The 17272-nt window shown below is 66.4% G+C and carries 14 protein-coding genes; 2 read left to right on the top strand and 12 right to left on the bottom strand.

All coding sequences use genetic code 11. The features are described 5' to 3' along the window. The first annotated feature begins 28 nt into the window (after positions 1-28). Positions 29-1423, top strand: a complete 1395-nt coding sequence (locus tag LRS53_RS21115) for an aminoacyl-tRNA deacylase and HDOD domain-containing protein (protein WP_231357208.1) — start codon at positions 29-31, stop codon at positions 1421-1423. A gap of 94 nt (positions 1424-1517) precedes the next feature. Here the strand turns inward: LRS53_RS21115 and rpmG are convergent, their stop codons facing one another. Together rpmG and rpmB are read right to left on the bottom strand one after the other, a co-directional pair. Next, positions 1518-1673, bottom strand: coding sequence for a 50S ribosomal protein L33 (rpmG, locus tag LRS53_RS21110; RefSeq protein WP_007159904.1), 156 nt, complete (start codon positions 1671-1673; stop codon positions 1518-1520). A gap of 11 nt (positions 1674-1684) precedes the next feature. After that, on the bottom strand, positions 1685-1921 hold the full coding sequence (gene rpmB / locus LRS53_RS21105; RefSeq protein WP_007159903.1) for a 50S ribosomal protein L28: 237 nt from the start codon (positions 1919-1921) through the stop codon (positions 1685-1687). Positions 1922-2312: 391 nt separating this feature from the next. Between rpmB and LRS53_RS21100 the strand changes: the two genes are divergently transcribed. Further along, positions 2313-3890, top strand: coding sequence for an ABC transporter substrate-binding protein (locus tag LRS53_RS21100; protein ID WP_231357207.1), 1578 nt, complete (start codon positions 2313-2315; stop codon positions 3888-3890). Positions 3891-3921: 31 nt separating this feature from the next. Here LRS53_RS21100 and LRS53_RS21095 read toward each other — a convergent pair whose 3' ends face one another. From LRS53_RS21095 to LRS53_RS21050, 10 genes are all read right to left on the bottom strand, one after another. Then, the gene (locus tag LRS53_RS21095; RefSeq protein ID WP_093255117.1) at positions 3922-4251 is read right to left on the bottom strand and encodes a Na+/H+ antiporter subunit G; all 330 of its coding nucleotides are present in this window, start codon (positions 4249-4251) and stop codon (positions 3922-3924) included. A gap of 14 nt (positions 4252-4265) precedes the next feature. Further along, positions 4266-4535 carry a K+/H+ antiporter subunit F gene (locus LRS53_RS21090; protein WP_007159900.1) on the bottom strand — a complete coding sequence of 90 codons (270 nt, stop codon included), beginning with the start codon at positions 4533-4535 and terminating at the stop codon, positions 4266-4268. Next, a complete protein-coding gene (locus LRS53_RS21085; RefSeq protein WP_093255114.1) occupies positions 4520-5017 on the bottom strand; it encodes a Na+/H+ antiporter subunit E in 498 nt (165 codons plus the stop codon). Before LRS53_RS21085 ends, LRS53_RS21090 begins: the two co-directional genes overlap by 16 nt. Further along, on the bottom strand, positions 5014-6513 hold the full coding sequence (locus LRS53_RS21080; RefSeq protein ID WP_017642338.1) for a monovalent cation/H+ antiporter subunit D: 1500 nt from the start codon (positions 6511-6513) through the stop codon (positions 5014-5016). The genes LRS53_RS21085 and LRS53_RS21080 overlap by 4 nt, the downstream gene beginning before the upstream one ends. Further along, the gene (locus LRS53_RS21075) at positions 6510-6839 is read right to left on the bottom strand and encodes a Na+/H+ antiporter subunit C (RefSeq protein WP_017642337.1); all 330 of its coding nucleotides are present in this window, start codon (positions 6837-6839) and stop codon (positions 6510-6512) included. The genes LRS53_RS21080 and LRS53_RS21075 overlap by 4 nt, the downstream gene beginning before the upstream one ends. Before the next feature lies 1 nt (position 6840). After that, positions 6841-9648, bottom strand: coding sequence for a monovalent cation/H+ antiporter subunit A (locus LRS53_RS21070; protein WP_231357206.1), 2808 nt, complete (start codon positions 9646-9648; stop codon positions 6841-6843). A 431-nt stretch (positions 9649-10079) separates the two neighbouring features. After that, positions 10080-11513, bottom strand: a complete 1434-nt coding sequence (locus LRS53_RS21065) for an efflux transporter outer membrane subunit (RefSeq protein WP_231357205.1) — start codon at positions 11511-11513, stop codon at positions 10080-10082. Further along, on the bottom strand, positions 11510-14686 hold the full coding sequence (locus LRS53_RS21060; RefSeq protein ID WP_231357204.1) for an efflux RND transporter permease subunit: 3177 nt from the start codon (positions 14684-14686) through the stop codon (positions 11510-11512). Before LRS53_RS21060 ends, LRS53_RS21065 begins: the two co-directional genes overlap by 4 nt. 174 nt (positions 14687-14860) lie before the next feature. Beyond that, positions 14861-16078 carry an efflux RND transporter periplasmic adaptor subunit gene (locus tag LRS53_RS21055; protein WP_231357203.1) on the bottom strand — a complete coding sequence of 406 codons (1218 nt, stop codon included), beginning with the start codon at positions 16076-16078 and terminating at the stop codon, positions 14861-14863. 196 nt (positions 16079-16274) lie between these two features. Further along, entirely contained in the window at positions 16275-17195 is a 921-nt protein-coding gene (locus tag LRS53_RS21050) for a LysR family transcriptional regulator (protein ID WP_017642332.1), read from the bottom strand. Positions 17196-17272: the final 77 nt, after the last annotated feature.

Genomic DNA, 17272 nt, shown 5'->3' with positions numbered 1-17272 from the left:
CCAAGGCGTACGTGAGGAAGAAAATGCCATGACCGATGTAGCGCTCGCTTCGCCCCTCCCTGAGGTCCCCCCTTCGATCCAGCAGTTGCTCGCCCAGTTGAACCTGGCCTATCGGCCGGTCCCGGCGACGACGCGTCAGCCGCAGGCGAACCGGGTGCACACGGTGCTCTTGAGCGACAGCGTCGGCATGCTGCTGGTGCTGTTGCCCGAGAATCAGCTGCTGGATCTGCGCCGGCTGGTGGAATTCACCGGGCGGCAGCTGGCGGTGGTGGCGCCGGAGCGGCTGATGCGCACCCTGGAGCGCTACGAATTGGACGTCCTGCCAGGGTTGCCGTCGCTGACCAATTCCCCCTGCCTGTATGACGAGCGCCTGCTGGAGGCACCGCGCCTGCTGTTGGAATCCGGTGAGCGCTCGCTACTGTTGGAAGTGGAAACATCTGACTATCGCTGTCTGCTGAGTCAGGCGACCGCGGGCAGCTTCGGCATCCCGGCGGCCGGTATCCAGCCGAATCTGCGGCAACCGGAGCGAGACGAAGCGGAAATCCTCCATGCCGCCACCGCCTTTACCGCGCGGCGCATCCGCCAGCGTCTGGAAGAGACCCTGGAGATTCCGCCCCTGTCCAAGACCGCGGAAAAGGTCATCAAGCTGCGCGTCGATCCCGAGGCCACGGTGGACGACCTGGCCAATGTGGTGGAGACCGATCCGGCCCTGGCGGCCCAGGTGATCAGCTGGGCGGCTTCGCCCTACTATGCCGCGCCCGGCAAGATCCGCTCGGTGGAAGACGCCATCGTGCGGGTGCTGGGTTTCGACCTGGTGATCAACCTGGCCCTTGGCCTGGCCCTGGGCAAGACCCTGAGCCTGCCCAGCGACCAGGCCCAGCAGGAAACGCCCTACTGGAAACAGGCCATCTACACGGCCGCCCTGATCGAGGGCCTGGCGCGCGCCATGCCGCGCGCGGAACGCCCGGAGATGGGCCTGGCCTACCTGGGCGGCCTGCTGCACAACTTCGGCTACCTGGTGCTGGCCCATGTCTTTCCGCCGCACTTCTCGCTGATCTGCCGCCACCTGGAGGCCAACCGCCAGCTGGATCACCAGGTCATCGAGCATCACCTGCTGGGCATCACCCGCGAGCAGATCGGCGCGGCCCTGATGCGCTGCTGGGAGATGCCCGAAGAGGTGGTGACGGCGCTGCGCTTCCAGGGCGACCCGGCCTACCAGGGCGAGCAGGCGGTCTATCCCAACCTGATCTTTCTCGCGGTGCAGCTGCTGCGCGGCGAAGGCATCGGCAACGGCCCCGCGCAGGCCATTCCCGACGATCTCTATGCGCGGCTGAACATAGATCCGACCAAGGCGCGGGAGTGCATGCAGAAGATCCTCGGCGCCGAAGCCGCCCTGCGCGAGCTGACCGGCCAGTTCAAGTAAGCCGTTGATCAGGCTCCGGCGGCGCCACCGCCGGGCCAGGCGCCAGACAACAAAAAACCCGCCGAGGCGGGTTTCTTGTTCAAGGGGCGATCAATTACTTGATCTTGCCTTCCTTGTACATGACATGCTTGCGCACGACCGGATCGAATTTCTTGATTTCGATCTTTTCGGGCTTGGTGCGCTTGTTCTTGTCAGTGGTGTAGAAGTGACCGGTGCCGGCACTGGAAATCAAACGGATCAATTCACGCATGACGAATCCCCTTAGAATTTTTCGCCGCGGCTACGCAGCTCGGACAGTACGGTTTCGATACCGCGCTTGTCGATGATACGCATGCCCTTGGCAGAAACGCGCAGACGCACGAAGCGCTTCTCGGATTCTACCCAGAAACGGTGATGCTGCAGATTCGGCAGGAAACGACGACGGGTTTTGTTGTTAGCGTGGGAAACGTTGTTCCCAGTAATCGGACCCTTACCGGTTACTTGGCAAACTCTCGACATGGCTCAGCCCTCATAAACCTCATGCCAAACCCGGCATGGGTTGGCCGCTTGTAACTGTATTGATTCCTGTTTTGACGGGGAGAGCCGGCAAACGCCGGGGACCTGAAGCGGCCATACCCCGAAAAAAGAGCGCTGTTTTATACCAGAAGCACCCAGGGATAACAAGGTAGGGCGACGGATGAAATGCCTACGGACCGGCCGCCGTGTGGGCCTGGCCGGAATGTCAACCGTTCGTCGGTGAGAAGCATTGTGACGGACGGACGGGTGGTCTAGTTTAGAGCGCGTGCCACACTCAATCCACGTCCGCCAGACGGCCGCCCACAGCGCCCTGTCAGCCGCTGCCCGCTAAGCGCGTGTCGTCTGCCCACCTCGGATCTACAAGGAATCGTTCATGCGTTTCGCCGCCTTGCCTCTGCTCTTCGCGCCCCTGCTGGCTCAGGCCGCCACGCTCAGCGTCTGCACCGAAGCCAGTCCGGATGGATTCGACGTGGTGCAATACAACTCCCTGACCACCACCAACGCCTCGGCCGATGTGCTGATGAACCGGCTGGTGGAATACGACGCCAGCGAAGCCAAGCTGGTGCCGAGCCTGGCGCAGAGCTGGACGATCTCCACGGACGGCCTTACCTACGACTTCGCCCTGCGCCCGGACGTGAAGTTTCACCAGACCGACTACTTCACCCCCAGCCGTACCCTGACGGCCGACGACGTGGTGTTCAGCTTCCAGCGCATGCTGGACAAGGATCATCCCTGGCACGCGGTGGCCAAGAGCGGCTATCCCCATGCCCAGTCGATGCAGTGGCCCAAGCTGATCAAGCGCGTGGAAAAGACCAGCGACCTCGGCGTGCGCATCGTTCTCAACAGCCCGGACGCCACCTTCCTGCCGACCCTGAGCATGGGCTTCGCCTCCATCTATTCCGCCGAATACGCCGCTCAGCTGCTCAAGGCCGGCAAGACCGCCCAGCTCAACGACGAGCCCATCGGTACCGGTCCCTTCGTCTTCAATCGCTATCAGAAGGATGCCGTGGTGCGTTACGCCGCCAATCCGGACTACTTCGCCGGCAAGCCCAAGCTGGATGGCCTGATCTATGCCATCACCCCGGATTCGGCGGTGCGCCTGCAGCGACTCAAGCGCGGCGAATGCCAGATCGCCCTGTCACCCAAGCCCCAGGATCTGCAGAGCGCCCATGAGGACAAGAGCCTGCAGGTGCTGCAGACGCCGGCCTTCATGACCGCCTTCGTGGGTATCAACACCACCCATCCGCCGCTGGACAACATCAAGGTGCGCCAGGCCATCAACCTGGCGTTCGACAAGCAGAGCTATCTGAAAGCGGTATTCCAGGACACCGCGGTGGCCGCCGACAACGTCTATCCGCCCACCACCTGGGGCTATGCCAAGGACGTGCCGGCCTACCCCTATGACCCAGCCAAGGCCAAGACGCTGCTGGCCCAGGCGGGCCTCAAGGACGGTTTCAAGACCACCATCTGGACGCGCCCCAGCGGCAGCCTGCTCAATCCCAATCCGCAACTGGGTGCCCAGATGCTGCAGGCCGACCTGAAGAAGATCGGCGTCGATGCCCAGATCCAGGTGATCGAATGGGGCGAATTGATCCGCCGCGCCAAGACCGGCGAACACGATCTGCTGTTCATGGGCTGGGCTGGCGACAATGGCGACCCGGACAACTACCTGACACCGCAATTCTCCTGCGCCTCGGTGCAGTCGGGGCTGAACTTCGCCCGTTATTGCGACAAGACCCTGGATGGCGCCATCAGCAAGGGCAAGACCCTGTCCGACCAGATGGCCCGGGCCACGGTGTACCACCAGGCGCAGCGCATCATCCACGACCAGGCGCTGTGGCTGCCGTTGGCCCATCCGACGGTAACGGTGCTGGCCAAGAGCGGCGTCGAGGGCTATCAGCCCAATCCCTTCGGGCGGCAGGACTTCAGCAAGGTCAGCGGCGGTCGCTAGGACCGCCTGCGGCGAGTGGTGCGCGGTCAGCCTAGCGCCAGGGCTGGCCGTCGGTGCGCTCCACCTGCTTGACCTTCTGCTGGATGGCGGCGCGCGCCAGCATATGGGCGCTGACCGGCGCGGTGATGAAGATGAACAGGGCGATCAGCAACTCGTGCAGGCTGAGACCTTCGCCCTGGCTGCTGAAGAACAGCATCGAGGCGATGATGGTGCTGCCCACGCCCAGGGTGGTGGCCTTGGTCGGACCGTGCAGGCGCATGAAGAAGTCCGGCAGCCGGTACAGGCCGATGGCGCCGATGAGGGCGAAGCTGCTGCCGATGAGCAGCAGGGCGCAGATCAGGAGTTCGAGCCAGAAGGGCATGGGGTAGCTCCCTGTTAATCGATGATTTCGCCATGCAGCATATGCTTGCCCAGCGCCACGGTGCCGACGAAACCGGTTACGGCGATGAGCAGCGAGGCTTCGAAGAAGACGTCGGTGGCCAGCCAGATACCGAACAGGATGATGATCGCCAGGACGTTGATGTAGAGGGTGTCCAGGGCCAGCACCCGATCCGGGATGTCCGGTCCCTTCACCAGGCGATAGACGTTGAGCACGGCGGCCACGCCCATCATCCCCATGCACAGCAGGGTCACGTAGGTGAGCATTCGAAGATCTCCTTGAGCGGGGCTTCATAGCGCGTCTTGACCTGATGGATCACCGCGTCCTTGTCCGCGACATCGAGACCGTGCAGCAGCAGGGTCTTGCGATCACCGCTGAGGCCGGAGGAAACGGTGCCGGGGGTGAGGGATACCACGCAGGCCAGCAGGGTGAGCAGGAATTCGTCCTCGATGTCGATGGGCACCTCGATGAACGCCGGCTTGAGCGCCTCGGTCCGGCCCAGCACCAGGCGGGCGACGTGCAGGTTGGCGACGATGATGTCGTATACCACCATCAGCATGTAGCGCAGCAGGAGGACCGGGCGGCGCAGCCGGGGCGCGTGCAGCAGGAAGTCCTGGCACAGCAGCGGGATGCCCCAGCCGAGCAGCAGACCCAGCAGCAGCTGGCCCAGACTCAGGCTGTTGTTGAGCAGCAGCCAGGTCAGGGTCAGCAACCCGGTGAGCAGTGGGTGCGGTAGCCAGTGTTTCATGGGCCAACCCCCCGGACGATGTCGAAGTAGGGTGTGACGTCCAGCAATTGCCGGGCGGTTTCCAAGGCGTAGCCGTGCAGCGGCGCGGCCAGCGCCATCAGCAGCGGGCTGCCCAGCAGCAGGCCGAGGGTGGCGGCGAGCTGGACCGGATCGAGGCGGACGTCCAGGGCGGCGCTGTTGCCGCGCCAGAACAGCGTGGTGCCGGCGCGGGACAGGGCGATGATCATGCCCAGGCCGCCCAGCAGCACCACCGGCCAGATGATCAATGCCGGCCAGGCGGTGCCGGTAGCCTGCAAGAGCATCACCTTGCCGAGAAAGCCGGGGAAGGGCGGCAGGCCGGCGACGGATACCGCACCGAGAAAGAACAGGCCGCCGAGCAGTCGTGGGTGAGCCAGCTGCGGACCGCTGTTGAGGGTATCGCCCTGCGCCCCGCGCTGCTGGGCGATGAGATCCGCCAGCAGGAACAGGGCGCCGGCGATCCAGGTGCTGTGCACCAGGTAGAAGAAGCTGGCGGCCAGGCCCGCGACGCTGCCCAGGGCCACGCCGGTCAGCAGCATCCCTACCGAGATGACCACTAGGTAGCCAAGCAGGGCCTTGAGGTGATGGGCCGCCAGGGCGCCGAACACCCCGGCCGCCAGAGTGACCGCCGCCAGCGGCCAGAGCCAGGGCAGGACATAGTGGGCCAGGGGTCCGGCGGCCGTGCCGAATACCAGCAGGAAGACGCGGACGATGGCGTAGAGCCCGACCTTGGTCATGATGGCGAACAGGGCGGCGACCGGGGCGCTGGCGGCGGAATAGGCGCTGGGCAGCCAGAAGTACAGCGGCAGGATGGCGCCCTTGAGACCAAAGACCACCAGCAGCAGAAAGCCCGCGGCGGCCAGCAGCGGCGCCTGCTCGGGATCGGCGTTGGCGACCCGGAGGCCAAGGTCGGCCATGTTCAGGGTGCCGAGCAGGCCATAGAGCAGGCCGATGCCGATCAGGAACAGCGCCGAGCCCACCAGGTTGAGCACCACGTAGTGCAGGCCGGCGCGGACCCGGGCGGGGCCGGCGCCATGCACCAGCAGGGCATAGGAGGCGATCAGCAGGATCTCGAAGAAGACGAAGAGGTTGAACAGGTCGCCGGTGAGAAAGGCGCCATTGATGCCCAGCAGCTGGAACTGGAACAGCGCATGGAAATCCGGGCCACGCTTGTCGTCGCCGCGGCAGGCATAGAGCGCCGCCCCGGCGGCCAGCACCGCCACGCTGACCAGCATCAGCGCGGCCAGGCGATCCAGCAGCAGGACGATGCCGAAGGGCGCCGGCCAGTCGCCCAGGGCATAGACCTCCAGCTGACCGCTGTTGGCTCGCTGCAGGAGCAGCAGTGCCAGCGGCAGCAGGGTCCAGGTGGCCAGCAGTGACAGCCCGCGCGCGGTGCTGGCGGACAGCCGCGGACGCATGAGCAGGAAGGCACCCATGAACAGCGGTACGAGAATCGGCAGGATGATCAGGTGCTTCATCGGCGCGGCTCCTCGCCATCCACATGGTCGGTACGCAACTCGCCGAGGGCGCGCAGCGACAGGGCCACCACGAAGGCGGTCATGGCGAAGCCGATGACGATGGCGGTGAGCACCAGCGCCTGGGGCACCGGATCGGCTTGCTCGGCGGCCTTGCCGATCACCGCCGGCACGCCGGTGCGCAGGCGGCCCATGGCGAACAGGAAGAGATTGACCGCGTAGGAGAGCAGGGTGAGACCGAGCACCACCGGATAGAGGCGCGCCCGGAGCAGCAGGTAGACACCGCTGGCGGTGAGGACCCCAAGGGCCGTGCAGAACAGGATTTCCATGTTAGAGCACCTCCTGGCTGGAGCCGTCCTTGTCCGTCTCGTCCCGGCTGACATGGCCGAGGTTGGAGAGGATCAGGAGGGTGGCGCCGACGACGGCGAGGTAGACGCCGAGATCGAAGATCAGGGCGGTGGCCAGTTCGGTCTTGCCGATCAGGGGGATGGCGAAGTAGTCGAAGGCGGTGGTGAGGAAGGGGTGACCGAAGGCCAGCGAACCCAGTCCGGTCAGGGCGGCGATCAGCACGCCGAGGCCGCAGATGGCGTGGTAGCTGATCGGCAGGCGCCGCTGGGTCCAGGTCACGCCATGGGCCACGTACTGCAGGATCAGGGCGATGGCGGTGATCAGGCCGGCGATGAAGCCGCCGCCGGGCAGGTTGTGGCCACGCACGAAGATGAAGGCCGATACCAGCAACGCCAGCGGCAGCAGCACCCGCGCCACGTTGTTGAGGATCATCGGGTGGCTGTCGCGCGACCAGGGCGTGCCCTTGGGGTCGACCAGCGGATGCGGCAGATGCAGGTGCTTGAGCAGGCCGTAGACGCCGGCGGCGGCGATGGCCAGCACGGTGATCTCGCCGAGGGTGTCGAAACCACGGAAGTCCACCAGGATGACGTTGACCACGTTGTAGCCACCACCCCCGGACACCGAGTTGGCCAGGAAGAAGTCGCCGATGCCCTCGTAGGGGCGGGTTAGCACGGCATAGGCCAGTAGCGCCACCAGCAGGCCCAGGCCGCCGGCCAGCAGGACGTCGCGCAGGCCGCGCAGGCTGCTGGATTCGATGGGGGTGCGATCCGGCATGAAGAACAGCGCCAGCACCAGCAGGATGATCGTCACCACCTCCACCGACAGCTGGGTCAGGGCCAGGTCCGGCGCCGAGTAGCGGGCGAACAGCAGCGAGACGATCAGGCCCACGGTGCTCAGGGTCATCAAGGCCTTGAGCCGGTTGCGGTGGAAGAACACCGTCAGTACCGCGGTCAGCATTAGGATGCCCAGGCCCAGGGCGGTGAGCGGATCGAAGGGCGACAGCGCGACCGGACCGCCGAGGTTGTCCAGCCCCGACAGCGCCGCCACCAGCAGCACCAGGGTGGCCGCCAGCATCAGCGCGATGTAGCCCTGCAGCGAGCCGCTCTCCAGGCGCCCGGTGAGCCGCTGGGCGAAGCCGATCAGCCGGTTCAGGCTCTGCTCGAAGACCAGGCGGGCGTCGACGTCGGGCAGTCCCTCCTGCCAGCGGAACAGGGGCTGGCGGAAGGCATAGACCAGTACGCCGCCGACCATGGCCAGGATGCTCATCACCAGGGCGGTGTTGAAGCCGTGCCAGATGGCCAGGCTGTAGTCGGGCAGGCTGCCGCCAAGGGCGGCGCTGGCACCCGCGGCCAGCAGCGGCGCCACGGTGTAGCCGGGCACCACGCCCACCAGCAGGCAGAGCAGCACCAGGATCTCCACCGGGATCTTCATGTAGCGCGGCGGTTCATGAGGTGGGTAGTGGGGCAGGTCGCGCGGCTCGCCGTTGAAGAAGACGTCGTGGATGAAGCGCAGCGAATAGGCCACCGAGAAAACCCCGTAGAGCACCGCCACCGCCGGCACGACCCAGCTGAAGCTGCCGAACAGGCCGTGATTGAGGGTCTCGTTGAAGAACATCTCCTTGCTCAGGAAGCCGTTGAGCAGGGGCACCCCGCCCATGGCCGCGGCGGCGACCATGGCCAGCACCGCGGTATGCGGCATGTAGCGCCAGAGCCCGGCCAGGCGGCGCATGTCGCGGCTGCCGGTCTCGTGGTCGATGATGCCGGCGGCCATGAACAGCGAGGCCTTGAAGGTGGCGTGGTTGAGGATGTGGAACACCGCTGCCACGGTGGACAGCTGGGTGTCGAGGCCGAACAGCAGGGTAATCAGGCCCAGGTGACTGATGGTGGAGTAGGCCAGCAGGCCTTTGAGGTCGTGCTGGAACAGCGCCAGGATGGCGCCCACCACCAGGGTGGTGAGGCCGGTGAGGGTGACGATGTAGAACCACCACTCCGAATCGGCCAACGCCGGATAGAGCCGCGCCAGCAGGAAGACCCCGGCCTTGACCATGGTCGCCGAGTGCAGATAGGCCGACACCGGCGTCGGCGCGGCCATGGCCTGGGGCAGCCAGAAGTGGAAGGGAAATTGCGCGGACTTGGTGAAGACGCCCAGTAGCACCAGGATCAGCGCCAGTGGATAGAGGGCATGGCCGGTGATCAGCGGGCCGGCGGCGAGCACGTCGGTCAACTCGAAGCTGCCGACGATATGGCCGATCAAAAGGATGCCGGCGAGCAGGGCCAGGCCGCCGCCGCCGGTGACGGTCAGGGCCATGCGCGCGCCCTGGCGGGCTTCCTTGCTATGGCTCCAGAAGCCGATCAGCAGAAAGGATGACAGGCTGGTCAGCTCCCAGAACACCATCAGCAGCAGCAGGTTTTCCGCCAGCACCACGCCCAGCATGGCGCCCATGAACAGCAGCAGGTAGGCGAAGAAGCGGCCGACCGACTCGTCCTTGCCCAGGTAATAGGTGGCATAGAGGATCACCAGCAGGCCCATGACCAGGATCATCAGGGCGAACATCAGGCCCAGGCCGTCCAGGCGCAGGCTGAGGTTCAGGCCCAGGGCCGGCAGCCAGTCCAGTCGCTGCAGCAGCACGGCGCCGTCGAGCACGGCCGGCAATTGCGTGGCCAGCAGGGCCAGGGCTACGGCAGGCGCTATGGCGGTACCCAGGGCACAGGCACGCCGCCCGAAGCGATCAGTCGCCAGCGATAGCAGTGTTCCTAGAAAGGGCAACGCGATGATCAGCGCCAATACCATGCCTGCATCCTTTAGCTGAGCGCCTCACGGCGGTGGATAGATGGGGCTCCCTCGAGACCTCGAGCGGCATTCGATCCGTCCACGCAGAGATCGCCAAGACGGCGAGAGGTGGAGGAATCGATCTTCGAGTTTCGTACAAGAACCGAAGGTTTAATAACCTAAGGTGATAATAAAAGAGAGACCACAAAATCCTAGCCCTGTCTCCCTTACAAAATATTAGGAAACAGGCACGCCGTGTCCAGCACGGGTCTCAAACACCTGGCAGGCGCTGTGCGGGTCTCACTAAGACCTCTAATACGGGCTTTTGCTCAGATCTGTGCGGAGGAGGGCACCCGGTGCGGCACCCTGGGCGCCGCACCGGGTAGTGCAAAGAAAAAACCCGACACGCCAAAGGAGCAAGAGAACACGCGTGTCGGGGGTAAGCGCCAGCGTCAGAGCGCCGGCGCGGGGGAAGCGTTACCCTGGGCGAGACGGGCGGGCTGCACGTCCCAGCCGCCACCCAGGGCCTTATAGAGGGCAACGATGCCGCGATAGAGCTCGATCTCGCCCTGGGCCTGCTGGTCCTCGGCGGCCAGGCGTTCGCGCTGGGCATCAAGCAGCACCAGGAAGTCGGTACCGCCTTCGCGATAGCGGATCTCGGCCTGGTCGGCGGCGGCACGACTGGCCACCGACTGGCGAATCAGCGCCTGCAGGCGCTCCTGGCGCCGTCCGTAGTCGCTGAAGGCGTTGGCGCTCTCTTCCAGGGCGGTCAGCACCTGCTGCTCGTAGTTGGCCAGGGCCTCGTCGGAACCGGCACGGGCGCCGCGCAGGCGGGCGCGCACGCTGCCCAGGTCGAAGGCGGCCCAGCTGATGCTCGGGCCGAGGCCCCAGGCGCGGGCGGCACTACTGCCGATCTGCGAGCCGCGTCCGGCGGTGAAGCCGAGAAAGCCCGAGAGGCTGACCCGCGGGAAGAGGTCGGCGGTGGCCACACCAACGTCGGCGGTGGCGGCGGCCAGCCGGCGTTCGGCGGCCGCCACGTCCGGGCGCCGGCGCAGCAATTCGCCGGGATCGCCGATGGGCAGGCGCTTGGCGATGGCCGGCAGGGCCTTGGGTGAGAGATCCACGCTCAGGGCATCCGGGCGTTGGCCGAGCAGGGTGGCGATGCGGTTGCGCGCACGGGTGGCCTGGGCCTGGAATTCCGGCAGGCTGGCTTCGGTGGCGGCCAGGCGCGCTTCGCTGCGTTGCACGTCCAGGTCGCTGCCCATGCCTTCGTCCCTGAGGGTCACGGTCAGGCGGCGCGCCTCGCGCTGGTTACCCAGGTTGTCCCGGGCGATGCGTTCGCGCAGCTGGGCGCCGCGCAGGTCGCCATAGGCGTCCACCAGTTCGGCGATCAGGCTGACCTGCAGGCCAGCGAGATCCGAGGCCGCGGCTTCCGCGCGGGCATCGCTGGCTTCCAGGGTATGGCGGACCCGACCGAACAGGTCCAGCTCCCAGGCCATGTCCAGGCCCAGGTCATAGCGCTCGCTATTGACTCGCTGCTCGGTCAGCCCGGGCTGCTGGGCCTTGCCGAGCTGGCTGCTGGCGCGACTGGTGACCGTCGGATAGAGGTCGTTGGCGTCGTCATCGCGCAGGGCGCGGGCGGCACGCAGCCGGGCGAAGGCGGCGCGCAATTCACGGTTGCCGTCCAGGCTGCTGGCGACCAGGGCGTTGAGGGTCGGGTCCTCGAACTGGCGCCACCAGAGTGCCTCGAAGCGACCCTGGTCATAGACCGCGGATTGCTGACTGGCCTTGAGTTGGGCCGGCGCCGGGGTAGGCGCCTGGTAGTGCGGGCCGACGGCGCAGGCGGAAACCGCCAGCGCCAGCAGCAGGGGAGCGAAAGCCTTCATGCCTGGGCCTCCTGAGCAACGGCGGAACGGGCCTGGCGACGCTCGACGAAGGCGCGCACCAGCACATAGAACAGCGGCGTGAGCAGCAGCCCGAAGAAGGTCACCCCAAGCATCCCGGAGAACACCGCGACGCCCATGGCATGACGCATCTCGGCGCCGGCACCAGTGGAGGTCACCAGGGGCACCACACCCATGATGAAGGCGAAGCTGGTCATCAGGATGGGTCTCAGGCGCAGGCGGCAGGCCTCCAGCACCGCGGCGACGCGGTCCTTGCCGGTGGCCTGCTGGTCCTTGGCGAACTCGACGATGAGGATGGCGTTCTTGCACGCCAGGCCCACCAGCACGATCAGCCCGATCTGGGTGAAAATGTTGTTGTCGCTGCCGGCCAGGATCACCCCGGTAATGGCCGAGAGCAGGGTCATGGGCACGATCAGGATCACCGCCAGCGGCAGACTCCAGCTCTCGTACTGGGCGGCCAGTACCAGGAAGGCCAGGAGCACGCAGAGCGGGAAGACCAACAGGGCGGTATTGCCGGAGAGGATCTGCTGATAGGTCAGCTCGGTCCATTCGAAGGTCATGCCGTTGGGCAGTTCCTGCTTGAGCAGTCCCTCGATGGCCGCCTGGGCCTGGCCGGAGCTGTAGCCCGGGGCCGGCGCGCCGTTGATCTCGGCGGTGAGGAAGCCGTTGTAGTGCATCACCCGGTCAGGCCCCGCGGTATCGCTGATCTTGACGAAGGTGGACAGGGGCACCATCTCGCCGCGGTCGTTGCGCACCTTGAGCTGGCCGATCTGCTCGGGCTCCAGGCGGAAGCGCTGGTCGGCCTGGACGTTGACCTGGAAGGTGCGGCCGAAACGGTTGAAGTCGTTGGCGTAGACCGAGCCCAGGTAGGCCTGCAGGGTGTCGAAGATGGCGTCGATGGGCACCCCGTGGGTCTTGGCCTTTTCGCGGTCGATATGGGCATCGATCTGCGGCACGTTGACCTGGTAGCTGGTGAACAGCGACTCCGGCGCCAGCTCCGGCAGCTGCCGGGCCTTGGCCAGCACGCTCTGGGTCTGGGTGTAGAGCTCCTCGTAACCCAGGTTGCCACGGTCTTCCACCTGCAGGCGGAAGCCGCCGATGCTGCCCAGCCCCTGCACCGGTGGCGGCGGGAAGATGGCGATGATGGATTCCTGGATGGCGGCGAATTCACCGTTCAGCTGCGCGGCGATGGCGCCGGCCGACAACTGGGGATCACGGCGCTCCTCGAAGGGCTTCAAGGTCACGAAGACGATGCCGCTGTTGGGGCTGTTGGTGAAGCCGTTGATGGACAGGCCGGGGAAGGCCACGGTGCTTTCCACGCCGGGATGCTTGAGGGCGATGGCCGACATGCGGCGGATGACCTCTTCGCTGCGATCCAGGGTGGCGGCGTCGGGCAATTGGGCGAAGGCCACCAGGTACTGCTTGTCCTGGGGCGGCACGAAGCCAGTGGGGGTCTTGATCAGGCCCAGGCCCGTCAGGCCGAGCAGTACCACATAGAGCACCAGCACGATGGAGCCACCGCGCAGTACCCGGCGCACGGCGCCGACATAGCCGTGGCTGGCCTTGTCGAAGAAGCGGTTGAAGGGCGCGAACAGCCAGCCGCCGAACAGCCGGTCGAGCAGCCGCGAGAAACGGTCCTTGGGCGCGTCGTGGCCCTTGAGCAATACCGCGGCCAGGGCCGGCGACAGGGTCAGGGAGTTGAAGGCCGAGATCACTGTGGAGATGGCGATGGTCAGGGCGAATTGCCGATAGAACTGCCCGGTGAGACCGGAGATGAAGGCGGTCGGCACGAACACCGCGCAGAGCACCAGGGCGGTGGCGATGATGGGCCCGGTCACCTCGCCCATGGCGCGCCGAGTGGCGGCTACCGGATCGAGGCCGAGGCCGATGTTGCGCTCGACGTTTTCCACCACCACGATGGCGTCGTCCACCACGATGCCGATGGCCAGCACCAGGCCGAACAAGGACAACGCATTGAGCGAGAAGCCGAAGGCGTGCATCACTGCGAAGGTGCCGATCAGCGACACCGGCACCGCTGCCAAGGGGATGATGGAGGCGCGCCAGGTCTGCAGGAACAGGATCACCACCAGCACCACCAGGATGATGGCCTCGAACAGGGTGTGCACCACGGCCTCGATGGAGCCGCGCACGAAGATGGTCGGGTCGTAGACGATCTCGTAGTCCATGCCCTGGGGGAAGCTTTGCTTGAGCTCGGCCATCTTGGCGCGTACCTGGTTGGACAGGTCGATGGCGTTGCTGCCGGGGCGCTGGAAGATCGGGATGGCCACCGCCGGCTGATTGTTCAGCAGCGATCTCAGGGCGTACTGGTTGGAGCCCAGTTCGATGCGGGCGATGTCGCGCAGCCGGGTGATCTGGCCGTCGCTGCCGGCGCGCACGATGATGTTGGCGAATTCCTCCTCATCCACCAGGCGGCCCTGGGTGTTGATGGCCAGCTGGAAGCTGGTGCTGCCCGGCGCTGGCGGCGCGCCCAGGGCACCGGCGGCGACCTGGCGATTCTGCTCGCGGATGGCGGTGACTACGTCGCTGGCGGTCAGGCCGCGCGAGGCGACCTTGTCCGGATCGAGCCAGACGCGCAGGGAATAGTCGCCCATGCCGAACAGCTGGACATCGCCCACGCCGTCCAGCCGTGCCAGCTCGTCCTTGACGTTGATCAGGGCATAGTTGGACAGATAGAGCATGTCGTAGCGCTGATCCGGCGAGGTCAGGTGCACCACCATCGCCAGGTCCGGCGAGGCCTTGTCGGCGGTCACGCCGAGGCGCTGCACCTCTTCCGGCAGCTTGGGCAGGGTGCGGGTGACGCGGTTCTGCACCTGCACCTGGGCGGTGTCCAGGTTGGTCCCCAGGGCGAAGGTGATGGTCAGGGTCAGCTTGCCGTCGGCGGTGGACTGGGACGACAGGTAGAGCATGTGCTCCACGCCGTTCATGGCCTGCTCCAGGGGCGCGGCCACGGTCTCGCCGATCACCTTGGGGTTGGCGCCGGGGAAGGTGGCGCGCACCACCACGGTGGGCGGGACCACCTCGGGGTATTCGCTGATCGGCAACTGGAACAGCGAGATGGCCCCGCCGATCAGGATGATCAGCGAGAGCACGGCGGCGAAGATCGGCCGGCGGATGAAGAACTGGGAGAAGTTCATCGGAGCAGTCCTTGAGCGAAAGGCGTGCAGAGGCGCAGCCATCGCGGCCATGGGCCGCTCCTACAGGTACGGATGCCACTGTAGGAGCGGTCGCAGTGGCGAACCACCATGACCGCAATACCGCGATGCCTGGACGGGTGAAAGTCTGAAACGGGACGGGGTGGAGCCTGGGGTCTAGCGACTACCCACCTTGAGCGGCTGGGTGGGCGCCGGCAGGCTGGCCAGGACCGCGTCACGCTGGCGCTTGAGGGCGGCCAGGGTGGTGGCATCGGCCATGGGCACCGACTGGGCGTCGACGGTCATGCCCGGGCGCACCCGCTGCAGGCCGTTGACCACGATGCGATCGCCGGCTTCCAGCCCCTTGCGCACGATACGCAGGCCTTCCAGGCGTGGGCCCAGGTCGACGGTGCGATAGGCCGTCTTGCTCTGGCCATCCACCACCAGCACGAATTTCTTGCCCAGGTCGGTGCCTACGGCGGCGTCCTGGATCAGGGTGCCTTCGTAGGTGCCGCTGCCCACCAGCCGCAGCCGGGCATAGAGCCCCGGGGTGAAGCGGCCGTCGGCGTTGTCGAACACGGCGCGGCCGTGGATGGTGCCGGTGCGCGGATCGAGCTGGTTGTCCATGAAGTCCATGTGGCCTTCATGGGAGAAGTCGTCCTCGTTGGACAGTGCCATGTAGACCGGGCTGGCCGTGCCGCGCTGACCCTGGCGGGCGAGGGCTTGCTGCTTGAGGAAGACGCGCTCGTCGGCGTCGAAATAGGCATAGACCTTGTCGGTGGAGACCAGGGTGGTGAGGCGGGTGTCGCCGGCGTTGACCAGGTTGCCGGCGGTGACCTCGGCACGGCCGACGCGGCCGTCGATGGCGGCGCGCACTTCGGTGAAGCCCAGATTCAGACGCGCGGCGTCCAGTTGCGCCTGGGCGGCGGCGACGCTGGCCTTGGCTTCCTGAGCGGCGCTGCGGCGGGCCTCGACGATTTCCGCGGAGATGGCGTTGCTGCTGCGCAGGCGTTCGCCCCGGGCGGCTTCGTCGGCGGTGCGGCTGGCGTTGGCGCGGGCCTGTTGCAGCTCGGCTTCGAGGCGCTTGACCTCGGCCTGGAAGGGGCGCGGATCGATCTGCAACAGCAAGTCGCCGCGCTTGACCCGGGCACCCTCGTGGAACAGGACGCAGTCGACGTAGCCAGAGACGCGGGGACGGACCACCACGGACTCGGGCGCTTCCAGCCGGCCGGTCACCTCGTCCCATTCCACCACCGGCTGGCGCAGCACCTCGGCGGCGCTCACCTTGGGCGCGGGCGGCGCGGCGCTGGCCTGGGGATGGGAATCGCCGCAGGCGGCAAGGAATAGCGTAGAGGTCAGGGCCAGGGGGCCGAGGGTTTTCGCGAAGAGATCCATGTTCGAGTCCGCCCGAGGTGGAAAGAGGTCAGGGAGGCGAGTCTGCCGCCGGGGAAGGGCGACGACGAATCGAAGGGCTCGAACTTATTTATCGATGACGGTGATGGTTTTGCTGTAGGTATCGCTGGCGGTGATGGCCCTCGCTGGAAAGGGCCGCGGTTGAGCCCTTCGCCGGGTCGAGAGCAGGATCCGTGTCTCAAAGACTGTCCGGATCGCCAATGAACATCTGGATGCGCGATCTCAGCCAGCGCTCGCCGGGGTCGTGATCCTGGGCACCGCTCCAGGCCATGGGCAATTCATGGCCGCCGTCGTTCAGCTCGGCGGGCGGGTCTTCGTAGCGAAGGCCGCCGGTGCTGGCCAGCAGGCGTGCGGTGTAGTCCGGCACCATCACCAGCAGATCGGTTTCCGCCAGCAGCGAGCCCAGGCCGTTGAACTGGGGCACCGCCAGCACCACCCTGCGCTGGCGGCCGAGCTTGTCGAGCAATTCGTCGATATAGCCGGTGAGGTCGCCGGCATAGGACACCAGGGCATGGGGGCGGGCGCAGTATTCGTCCAGGGTCAGGCGCCCGGGCTTGCTGTCGGCGCGCAGTACCTTGAAGCCGAAGCGGCGCACCGGGCGGCGCTTGGCATTGGCTGGCAATTCCTCGGTATAGCCCACCGCCACGGTGATCTCGCCGGAGGCCAGCATGCCGGCGGCGGTCAGGTAGTTCATTCGCCGCACCACCAGGGTGGTGCCCGGCGCCTCGATGCGGATGCGCCTGAGCAGCGGCGGCAGCAGGGCGAATTCGACGTCGTCGGATAGGCCGACGCGAAACACCCGGTCGGCGCTGGCCGGCTCGAAACTCTGGGTCCGGCTCACCGCGCTGGAGATCTGGTCCAGGGCCGGCGACAGCAGGGCGGCGATCTCCTGGGCCCGGGGGGTCGGCTCCATGCTGCGCCCGGTACGCACGAACAGCGGATCGTCGAACAGGGTGCGCAGTCGCGCCAGGGCGGCGCTGATGGCCGGCTGGCCGAGAAATAGCTTTTCCGCGGCACGGGTGACGCTGCGCTCGAGCATCAGGGTCTCGAACACGATGAGCAGGTTGAGGTCGACGCGGCGCAGATCGGTACGGTTCATTCAGGCCCCGATAGGGAGTGGATCGATACCCCCGATGTCCATTATCGATGGGGATGCATAGAATCCTAAGGCAAGGC

This window comes from Pseudomonas sp. PLB05 (assembly GCF_021106615.1).
Taxonomy (GTDB): Bacteria; Pseudomonadota; Gammaproteobacteria; order Pseudomonadales; family Pseudomonadaceae; genus Chryseomonas; species Chryseomonas benzopyrenica.
Note: the sequence above shows the minus strand (reverse complement) of the source record. Positions and strands in the feature narration are given on the sequence as shown.